Source organism: Streptomyces sp. NPDC056222, assembly GCF_042264065.1.
Classification (GTDB): domain Bacteria; phylum Actinomycetota; class Actinomycetes; order Streptomycetales; family Streptomycetaceae; genus Streptomyces.
The window spans coordinates 80,942-91,212 of sequence record NZ_JBHJTL010000026.1 but is presented as its reverse complement, the minus strand read 5'-3'; the positions used below and the strand labels follow the sequence as shown (position 1 = coordinate 91,212).

3 protein-coding genes are annotated in these 10,271 nt (G+C 66.4%); 1 reads left to right on the top strand and 2 read right to left on the bottom strand.

The features are described from left to right. Positions 1-90 precede the first annotated feature (90 nt). Together ACFC0D_RS15350 and ACFC0D_RS15345 are read right to left on the bottom strand one after the other, a co-directional pair. Positions 91-612, bottom strand: a complete 522-nt coding sequence (locus ACFC0D_RS15350; protein ID WP_376435088.1) for an SMI1/KNR4 family protein — start codon at positions 610-612, stop codon at positions 91-93. Between the two features lie 13 nt (positions 613-625). Further along, positions 626-9,205 (bottom strand): DNRLRE domain-containing protein, encoded by an 8,580-nt coding sequence (locus tag ACFC0D_RS15345; protein ID WP_376435086.1) that lies wholly within the window; start codon positions 9,203-9,205, stop codon positions 626-628. Positions 9,206-9,755: 550 nt separating this feature from the next. On the opposite strand from ACFC0D_RS15345, the gene ACFC0D_RS15340 reads away from it, so the two are divergent. Then, positions 9,756-10,271, top strand: coding sequence for a hypothetical protein (locus tag ACFC0D_RS15340; RefSeq protein WP_376435084.1), 516 nt, complete (start codon positions 9,756-9,758; stop codon positions 10,269-10,271).

Sequence of the window (10,271 nt, the reverse complement as noted above, 5' to 3'; positions counted from 1 at the left end):
CAAAAGTGGGGCTCCGTTGGTCGTCACGGAAGACTCTTCACACGGTGGTATCCCCTGTCACCAGGACAGGAGATACCACCGCGTTCGTCGTCAGGGCAGGAACTCCCAGAACGGGCCGTCAGGCGCGCGGTTGCGGGAACACAACGTCACGTCCCTGCCTTTGACATACGCCAGCAACCAGTCGCCGAACGTCATCTCGTAGAGCGTCCACGCCGGACTGTCGAACTCCTGGACCACGACGCGCCAGGGCGACGAGGGGTCGTCGGGAACGCGAAGGAAAACCGCCTCGCCCGTCGTGGCCGTCGCCACCGGCATCAATTCGCCGGGGTTCGCCCCTACTGGACTCGGCAGGAACTCCGCCATGTCCTCCTCGCGCCAGAGCTCGAGATCCCTCCTGATCATTGTTCCCAGATCGTGGAGAAGATGCCCGGCGGGATGCTTCAGATACAACTGGTTGTTGATCAGGATCGAGCCATAGGCGTCGACGATCTCATGGAAGTCCGCGGGGAATTCGATGCCGAGTTCCCGCTCCAGTTCGATCCATGGTGCCGGATCCGACCAGTTGAACCCGGCTTCGCCCAGCAGGGCCCGAATCTCTGAGAGCGTTGCCATGCCTATGCCCCCTCTAGCACGTCGAGCCCCTGCCGCTCAGGGAATTGATCGCGGTGCACGAGAATGTGTTGACGATGTCTCCCTGGGGTCCGTACGTGGTGATCCCCACCTGAACAGTGGTGGGAACGGCCGAATGCGGATCTCCGTAGATGGGCACGACCGACATGAACAGTTTGTTGCTACCGGTCAAGTGCGTCCAGCCGTAGCGCTCTACCTTGCTGGCCATCCTTCTGTTTGCACTTCCGTACATGGCCACCAGGTTTCGGACATCCTGGCCAGTTCCCCCACCCCAATAACCTATCAGGTGACCGGCCTGAGCCTCTCCGCCCGCTGCCCGTATTTGATTCATTCCGTCCGGATCGACGGACGGGTCGCATGTGGGGCACGTGGGCAGCCCGCCCGCCCCGGTGCGCGACCTTCGGTCGGACTGGTCGAGGAACGCCCAGGCGCCGGTCGCCCTGCAGCCCTTGTTCCCCTGGTGATCCGTGTACTCCTCGAGGCCCCCGTAGACCCGTCCTCCGTCGATCAGAGGCAGGGTGTTGCACTGGGGGTTGTTGGTGTCGGTGGTCCGCGGCGCAGGCCTGGGCTGGGGGTTCGGCGACGGCTGCGGGGTGGGACCCGGGCGCGGTTGGTTGTCGGACGAATCGCTGGAATCGACGTCGTCCGCGGACGGCATCAGCATGCTGCCCAGTGCCGCCCCCGCGTCCGCCAGACTCTGCTGGCCCTGCGGAGTCGACGCGGCAGCTGCGGTGGCGAAGGCCCCCGCCAGCGCCCAGTAGACGACCGGAATCCCGAACCAGACGAGATGACCGTCCAGTTCGACGCCGCTCACCGGGTTGCCGCCGGTGAAGGCGTACCGGTTGCTGGTGTACGGGTCCGCGCCCAGGCTCATGTCGTCGAGGGCACCGTTGTACATGTCCCGGGTGGTGAAGCGGTTGAGGCCCGGGCTGTAGTCGCGGAAGCCCATGTCGTAGGTGCCGGACTGGGCGTCCCAGCGCTTGGCGTTGAAGCGGTAGGGGTTGTACTCCTCCTTGTCCGGCTGGCCGGCCTCGGGCTTGTCGATGCCGGTGAACTCGGTGGCGTCGTTGTTGCCGTAGGCGGTGTAGCCGTAGGTGGCCTTGGTGTCGCCGTTCTTGTCGGTCAGGGTCTCGACGTCGGTGTGGCTGTTGTAGCCGTAGTAGCCGTCCTCGGTCGTCCCGTCGGTGTTGTGCTTGCTCTGCGACAGGCGCTCGCCCCAGGGGCTGTACTGGAACGACTTGGTCAGCGCACCGGCGACCTTCTCGTCGAGCACCTCGCCGGACAGGCCCAGGTACTCGAAGTCGGTGGTCTTGCCGTCCGCCGTCTTCGACGCGGTGCGGTCCAGTGGGTCGAAGGTGTACGTCGTCGACTTCATCGCGCCGCCGGCGTCCATCTTCTGGGACTCCACGACGTGGTCGAAGCCGTCGTACACGCTCCGCTCGATGACCTTGCCGCCGGAGACGACCGACTGCTGACGGCCGAAGGGGTCGTAGGTGTAGTTGGCGCCGACGCCCGATGTCGTCGCGGTCAGCAGCCTGTTCCGGTCGAACTGGAACGTGGTGCCGACGCCCTTGACGGTCTGGCTGACGACGTTGGCGTTGTCGTCGTGGACGTACGTCTCCGTGCCGGCGCCGTTGCCCGTCTTGACCGACTTGGTGAGCCGGTCGGCCGGGTCGTAGGTGAAGTCGGTCGTGGAGTCGAGGTACGCCGAGCGGTTGTCGGCGTTCATCTTCTTCGCGACGTCCTGGGCCTTGTTGCCGTTGGCGTCGTAGGCGTAGGTGTGGGAGGCGACCAGCGTGGTGCCGTCGGCCTTCTTCTCCGTCGTCGACTTCAGCGCGGCGTCGAGGAAGTAGGCGTAGTCGATGGTGTTGCCGTTGGCCTTGGTCTCCTTCAGCTTCTGACCGCGGTCCGTGTACGTGTATGACGTGACCTTGGGGGCGCTGTCTGTCGCGGACTTTCCGACGGACACCGTCTTGACCTTTTCCCGCAGGTCGTAGGTGTACTTGGAGAACTGGCTGGGGTGGGCCACCGTCTCCGACTGCCCGTTGACGTCGTACGTGTACGACGTCGCCTTCTTCTCCACGCCGGACAGCGACTCCGTCACCTTCTCGACCTGGTTGAGGTCGGTGTAGGCGATGGCGTAGGCGTCGACCTTCGCCCCGGACGACGTGTCGTCGATCGACGTCAGGTTGCCGTTGGGGTCGTAGACGTAGTTGAAGGTCCGCTTCTCGGTGTCGGTCTCCGCGGAGTTGTCACGGACCAGCTTGACCCCGTCCGCGACCACGACGCCGGCGCTGTTCTGCTCCAGCTTCAGCTTGGCGTCCTCGCCCTGCTTGAGGGCGTAGTTGCCGAGGCTGACCCAGGTGCCGGTAGCGGCGTTCTGGTCCTTGGTGACCGCCGGTTCAGTGGTCGTGCCGTGCGTGAGCGTGTACTTCGCGGCCGTGGCGGCCCCGGTCACCCTCGGGTACTTCACGTACGCGGTGTACGTACCGTCCTTGGGAATGTCGAGCGTCCACGTGAAGGCGTCCGTGCCCGTACCGGCCGCGTGGGTGCGGTGGTCGTAGCCCTGCTGCCCGGTGATGTCCCCGGTGGCCCAGGTACCCGTGGAGGAGGTGTGCTGGGTGTCGGAGTTGTCCGCCAGGACAACCGACTTGCCCACCGGAACACCGTCGTCGGAGCGGGACTTGACCTTTCCGTCGGGATGGAACGACCACGTCATCGTGCGGTTGGAGGAGCCGCCCGCCGACGTCAGAGTCCTGGCCGTCTGCTGGCCCACGTCGTTGTAGTCGTAGGTGGTGGAGATGTCCCACGGGTCCGTGGAGCTCTTCGTCCAGCCGTTGTCGAAGTAGGTGAACTCCGTGTCGTTGCGGACCGTCTGCCCCTCGGAGGGCGGCATCGAGGTCTTCGCGACCCGGCCCGCAGCGTCGTACACGGTCTCGGTGTAGACGTTGGGGTCGTTGTGGCGGGAGTCCGCGGGGTCGTACGGCTGGTACTGGCGCTTGGGCCGGTTCAGCGCGTCGTACTCGGTACGAACGGTGAACGCCGTGGTCGTCCCCGCCTCGACGGCGCGCGGGGTGATCACCTTGGTGGTGTTGCCGACCTGGTCGTAGTCGTACCGGGTCGTGCGGTAGACGATCGGCGAGGTGCCGCTGCGCGGGACCTTGACCTCGGTCTGCTTGCCACGCTCGTCGTAGCTGACGAGCGTCGTGTTGTTCTCGACGTCCGTCGTGGAGACGACCAGGGAGTCCCTGTCGTAGGCCTTCCTGGTGGTCTTTCCGGCGGCGTCCGTGACCGTGGTGACCCGGTGGTTCAGGTCGTAGGCGGTCAGGGTGGTGTAGTCCGCCGTGTCGGCCGTGAGGTTCTTCTTCGGGTCGACGACCTTGGTCGCGTTGCCGACGTTGTCGTACTCGTAGCTGACCTTGTCCCCGTTCGCGTTGGTGACGGAGGTGAGCTGATAGATCTCGTTGTAGTAGTTGGTCGTGACGAAGTCCGTCGCGTCCGCCGTGGTCAGCGTGCCCTTCGGCTCGGTCGTCGTCCTGAGGTTGCCGACCTTGTCGTAGGTGTACGTCGTCTTCCGCTCGTCCGACGTCGTGGTGTACTTCGGGGCGGTCGCCGACATGGTCTGGTCGGCGGCGTCGTACACCGCGGTGGACACCGCGCCGTTGGGCGCCGTCGACGTGGTGACGTTGTCGTTGGCGTCGTACACGGGCGCCGGCGCGCTGATCAGGTCGCCTGTGGCCTGGTCCTTGGGCTCGGTCTTGACCAGCGGACGACCGAACGTGTCGTACGTCTGCGTGATCTTCTTGCCCAGCGCGTCGGTGATCTCGGTTACCTGACCACGCTCGTCGTAGACGAAGGCGGACGACTTGTTCAGCGCGTCGGTCATCGTCCTCGGGAAGCCCGTGGGCCCGAAGTCGCTGTTCGTGTCCGTGTTGCCGTTGGCGTCGGTCGCCCTGGTCAGGTTGCCGTACGCGTCGTACTCGTACGACGTGGTGTAGTCGCCGGCCGTCGTCGTGGCGACGCCCTTGGGGTCGGTGACCGTCTTCAGGTTGCCGAAGGTGTCGTAGCCGAACCGCCACTTCCGGCCCTCGGGCGAGGTCTTGGTGAACAGGTCGGCCGAGTAGCCGTCGGCACGGATCTGGTACGCGTACTGGGTGGAGTTCGCCGGGTAGGTGCCCGGGGCGCAGTCACCCGGCGCGGGGACGCCCGCCTTGTTGTTCTCCGCGTCGCGCTTCCAGAGCGGGTAGCCCGTCTTCTGGTCGTAGCAGTACGCGGTCTTGGCGCCGTTGTTCTCCTCCATGTACGTGACGTTGTTGTCCGCGTCCCACGCCAGCTTCATCGACTGCGACTTGGCGTTGGTCGACTGGACGGCGCGACCGAAGTCGTCGGTCACGTAGTCGGAGGCACGCGACTCGGCGTCGGTGACCTTCGTGTCGGTGAACTTGGTGTTGCCGGCGTTCACCGCGTACGAGAAGCCGGTGGCACCCTGGAGACGGTCGGTGATCGTCTTTGTCCACCAGTGGTACTTCGGGTCGTCCCCGGCCTGCGGGAAGTTGTACGCCAGAGACGTACCGTTGCCGCGCGGGTCGGTGACCTTGACGAGCTTGACGTTCTTGTTGCCCTGGGTGGCGTCGTACTCGAAGCCGAAGACCTTCGGCTGGGTGGAACCGGCGCCGTCGGTCAGCTTGGTGAGCAGGCCCTTGTCGGAGTACTCGAAGGCGAGCTTGCGGCCCGAGATCTCGGTCATCGACTTGATGTGGTCGATGATCTTCGGGTTGGAGCTGTCGGCCTTGGAGTAGTACTCGACCGTCAGCGACTGGCGGCCGGCCGGGTCGGTGACGTACTTGAGGAACTTGGTCGGCTTGTTGTTGGACTTGCGTTCCTCGTAGGTGTACGTCTGGGTGTTGCCGTTCTTGTCGACCAGCGACGTCATGTAGCCGTCGCAGCCGAACACGAACCGCGTCCCGTCCGGACGGGTCATCGTCCAGGCGTCGGGGACCGGGTCCTTCAGCGGTGTGCAGTCGAGACCGGGCTTGGCGGCCAGCTTGTAGTGGACGCCCGCCGGGGCCTTCCAGGAGCCGTCGGGCTGCTCGCGGAAGACATGGGTCGTGCCGTCGCCGTCCGGGAGGCGGATCTCCGTGGGGTGCGGCTTCGGGTGGAACTCCAGGGGTGCGCCGAGCCGGATCGGGCCGGCGGCCTGGAAGGACCAGCCGTGGCCGGAGACCGTGTCGGAGGTGTCGAGGCTGTTGTACGCGAACCGGGCGAATGTGGTGACACCGCGGCCGGGGTTGGTGAACGCGTTGTACTGCCAGACGCTGTTGCCGGCCGCCAGGTTGTTCATGACGGTCGAGCCGGCACCGGTGTTCTTGCCCGAGTAGACGTAGAACTTCTCCATGCCGAGCTGGTTGGAGGTCGGGTCCTCCACCGCCACGTTCTGCTTCAGGCCGGGGATTCCGGCCGTGCCCGAGGTCCACGTACCGGCCGTCTTGTTGTACACGTCCCAGGTCAGGACGTAGTCGGTGCGCTTGTTGCCGTTGTCCGAGTTGATCGGGGTCTTGACGGCCGCCTGGAGGTTCACCGAGGCGCCCGGGGCGACATTGCCGGGCAGCGCCGTCTGGATCTGGTTGCCGCCGTTGGTGACGTCCGTACCGTCGGGCAGGGCCCACTTGTAGGTGAGGACGTGATCGGCCGCGTTCCAGGAGGAAGCGGTGGTGTTGGTGAGGGTGAAGTCGACCGTGTAGTCGGTGTTCGGGGTCATGCGCGCAGGCGTCTGCGGCGCGTAGTACGTCGACTCGGTCGTCGAGTCGATGTAGGTGACCACGATCCTGGGCCGGAGGCGCTGCTCGGTGCCCTCGGAGGACAGGAACAGGGTCCGCTCCTGCGAGGCGGCCTCGTCCGCCATCTTGACGACCACGCCCTGCTGGGAGGACGGGGTGGTCACCCAGGACTGAGCGAGCGAGGTGACGTTCCAGTCGTGGCGGGCCGGGTCGTTGGTCTTCGCCCCGGTGTCGGCCGTCACCGCGCCGAAGTCACCGCCCGCGGTGGTCCAGTTCGTGCTCGCATTGGCCTTGACCCAGGTCGCGGTGGCCTCGTCGAAGTCGCGCGTCAGCGGCCGCAGCTGGTAGACGGCCCCCGCGGTGTCCTGGGCGGTCTGCGTGCTCCACAGCCGCACGTTCGCGTCCAGCACCCGGGCCGTGGCGGGGATGCCGAGAGCCGGGAACTTCAGCAGGGCGCGGGTGTCGCCGTAGGTCGCGGAGTTGTTGCCGACCGACAGCCAGTTCTTCGGGCCGCCGTCGTCGATCGTGTCGTGCGTGAGCGTGGTGCGGGCCGAAGAGAGGGTGGTGTCCTGCGACGCGGCGAACACCTTCGTCGTGCGGCCCGCCTTCGGCAGCCGTACGAGCTGCGTCGGAGCACCGACGACCTGCCCGTCCTTCGTCTTGACGGCGACCATGTAGTAGTACGCGCGGCCGAACGGATCGGGATCGTCCGCCTTCGTCGGCACGCCCGTGGTGTCCGTGAACGCCGTCACCGTGGACGCGACGGGCGAGACGAGCGTGGCGGCGGAAGGAGTGAAGGTCTGGTTGATGGAGCGGTGGACCTGATACTCGACGATGTCGTCGGCGGTCCCGATCGGATCCCGGTCCTGGTACGCCGACCAGGAGAGCTCCGCGCCCGTGTCGTGGATCGTGGTCGGGGCGGCGAGGTCGACGCCCTGGCGGCCGAAGGTCAGGACCAGACGGGGGTAGTTGGCCGTCTCGCCGCCGTACCCGAACTCGCTGCCCTCGTAGCGCGGACCGCCCTTGGGGCCGTTCGCGCTCTCGTCGCCGGCCTTGATCACGAAGCCGTTGTTGACGTACGCGCCGTCGATCCAGGACTGGACGGTCTTGGTCACCGGGAAGGTGTGCCAGGTGTTCAGCTCGCCCGGCTGCTTGGTGACCACGCCGCCCTTGGTGAACCGGACCGCGTCCGCGATCACCGAGGTGGTCGTCGACGCCGGACCGTCACCGAGGACGATCTTGCCGAGAGTGCCCGCCTTGAACGGGTGCGAGCCCAGCGTCTTCCACACGCCGGCCGTGCCCGCCTGCTGATTGACCGTGTACGCCTTCGTGCCGCCGTCGTACGTGACGGTGTACGGGGCGTTGGTGGCGCGGTCCGAGGCCGGGATGTTGTGCGCCTCGACCTGGTAGACACCGTCCTCGGGGAGGCTCGGCTGCCAGGTGTACGTGTCACCCGTGACCGAGTCCTTGTTGTACAGGTAGTCCTGGTTGACCGCGTACTGCGTGTACGCCGTGTTCCCCGACGCGGGCCAGGCGCCGACCGCGGCCGTCCGCCCGGCGTCGCCGTCGTCGACCACGACCGCCGTGCCCGACAGTTCGCCGGTGATCGCATTGGCGCTGTTCCAGGTGGCCTGGTCCTCGGTCCAGGACTGGGTCGCGCGGTGCGCCTCCAGCTGGACTTCGGTGTCGCCGGCCGTGTGGGTCTGGTCGTAGTACAGCTTCAGATCGGCCGAGTCGAGCTTCGTGCCGGCCGGTACGCCGGTCAGCGGGAACCTCAGCAGCGCACGCGAGGAACCGGTGCTGGTGTTGCCGACCGACAGTCGCCAGTTGTCGTCGTAGTTCGTGTTCGGACCGTCCGAGGAGATCATGACGTCCTGCGCCGTCGTCGGCGTCGGAGCGATCGAGATCGTCGGATCGACCGTCACGGGGTACTGCCGCTCCGGCGCGGCCAGCCACTTCGCATCGGGCGTGACCGTCAGCTTCCAGCCCTTGCCGGCCCTGGTGAGCTTCTGGGTGACCGTCCTGCTGTACGCGAACCCGTACGGCGACCGGGCGTCCTTCTTGGCGTCCGTCATGAACGCCGCGGGAATGACCAGTACCGGATTCGCGGCCTCGCCGTAGAAGGAGACCGAACCGTCCTTGCCCGGCTTCGGCTTCAGCCCGCCGGCGTCCAGCGTGAAGGTGAAGGAGACCGGGCCCGTGGGCCTCCGGTCCAGGACTATGTTTTCCTTCACCCTGCCCGGACCGACCTGGTACGACAGGTCCGCACCGGCCACGGCGTCCTTGTACGTGACGGTGTCGCCCTTGGCGATGGGGGCGAGCTTTCCCGCACCCTCGAGACCCAGGGTCACCGCGTGCCCGTCACCGGCCTCGAACCGCAGCAACTTGCGAGCATCCGACCCGAACCAGCTGTGGGCGGCATTCGTCGTGTTGACGAAGTCGAAGCCTCCGGCGCCGGTCGGGGTGACCGTCGGGTCGATGTCCTTCCAGGACTTCCCCGCCCGATACCCGGTCGGCACCGCTGACACCTCGGCCTGCACCCGGCCGTCGGAGAGCTTCCAGTACCGGGCGTTGGCCGTACGACTGCCCGTCAGTTCGGCAACACGCTTGGCCTTTCCGGCCGCTGCGCCCTTCGGCAGCTTCTCACGGCTCGGCAGCACCGGAGTTCCACCGGTCGACGGCTCGTCCGGCCTGTCGGACTCACCCTCGTCCTCCGAGAACCAGCCCGCGAAGGCATCGACGATTCCCTCGCCGTTGTCACTCGAAACCGGTGCCGCATATGCGACTTGTGGCAGCATGGTTCCGACAACCGCGGAAACCACGAGGCAGGCTATCGCCCGCCCGTATCTCACTTTCACGCCATTCCCTTCATCGGCACCCATTCCGCGCGAGGCGAAAAGGGCGCACCGACGCGCGCCGGGACGGGCACTCCGTCGCCGGTCACGGTGGATCCGACCTCGACCGGAGCACCTCGGGACACGCCAAACCAGGCCACCTTCCGGCTACGGAAAAGTGGCCTCGCCGGAGGTGCGCCGATCGTGGCGGGAGGATCTTCAACACGGAGTTGATGGTTCGTCAATCGATCACATATATAGGGCATTTCGATGTGCTGGTCGGTGGCGATTGGCGGCATCTCGCCCAACTTTTCCGCTGCCTGGCGTCCGTCGAATCCGATGGTGTATAGCCCAGGCGAATTCACGTCGAGCCGAAAGCGCGGCCGTGCCGACGAGAGAAGGCCCACCCTCGCGTGACTGGCGTCACACGTTCGGGCCGTGATGAATCCGGCACGAGAACCGCTTGATCATCCGGAGTACGTGACCGGATTCAGGTAGGAGAGGGTGATGGCGCATGGACCACGAAAGCCAAAGGCTGTGTGCGGCCGACATGGGACGCCACGCGTCCGAGTTCGTCGAGCGCGCCGCGGTCAGGTCTCGTCTGCCGCTGGACTACAGCGCGGCCAGCCTGCGCATCGTGGACCGGCTCATCGACGGGCTGCGCCAGGGCGGCGGCGGCCGGGAGCGCGTGAACGGCGCGCTGATGGCGATCGGCGCGTATGTCGGAGAAGTGCTGGTACGTGAGGCCGGAGCGGTGTGGGTGGACCTACCGCCGGAGCACCTCCTTCGTTCCGTCTTCGCCCACCCTGTCGGGGTGCGGATGCCTGACGGCAGGGTGTGGAACCCGCTCGGCCGCACGGTGAATCGCTTCGAGGTCGGCCCACAGGAATCTCTTCAGACGTACTTCCTCACCCTGCATGGCCGGAGATCACCCCGCACGCGAAGACGTGAGGGGGCAGCGTCCACGGGGTGCCTTCGACGACGACCTGACGGTCTGACAGGATTGCCGCACTCCGGATCATGTCTATGA

What these genes read in the sequence shown, in the direction of transcription:
- ACFC0D_RS15345 (WP_376435086.1), bottom strand. Translation starts at nt 9,205, where the DNA reads ATGCTGCCACAAGTCGCATATGCGGCACCGGTTTCGAGTGACAACGGC.
- ACFC0D_RS15340 (WP_376435084.1), top strand. Translation starts at nt 9,756, where the DNA reads ATGGACCACGAAAGCCAAAGGCTGTGTGCGGCCGACATGGGACGCCAC.
- ACFC0D_RS15350 (WP_376435088.1), bottom strand. Translation starts at nt 612, where the DNA reads ATGGCAACGCTCTCAGAGATTCGGGCCCTGCTGGGCGAAGCCGGGTTC.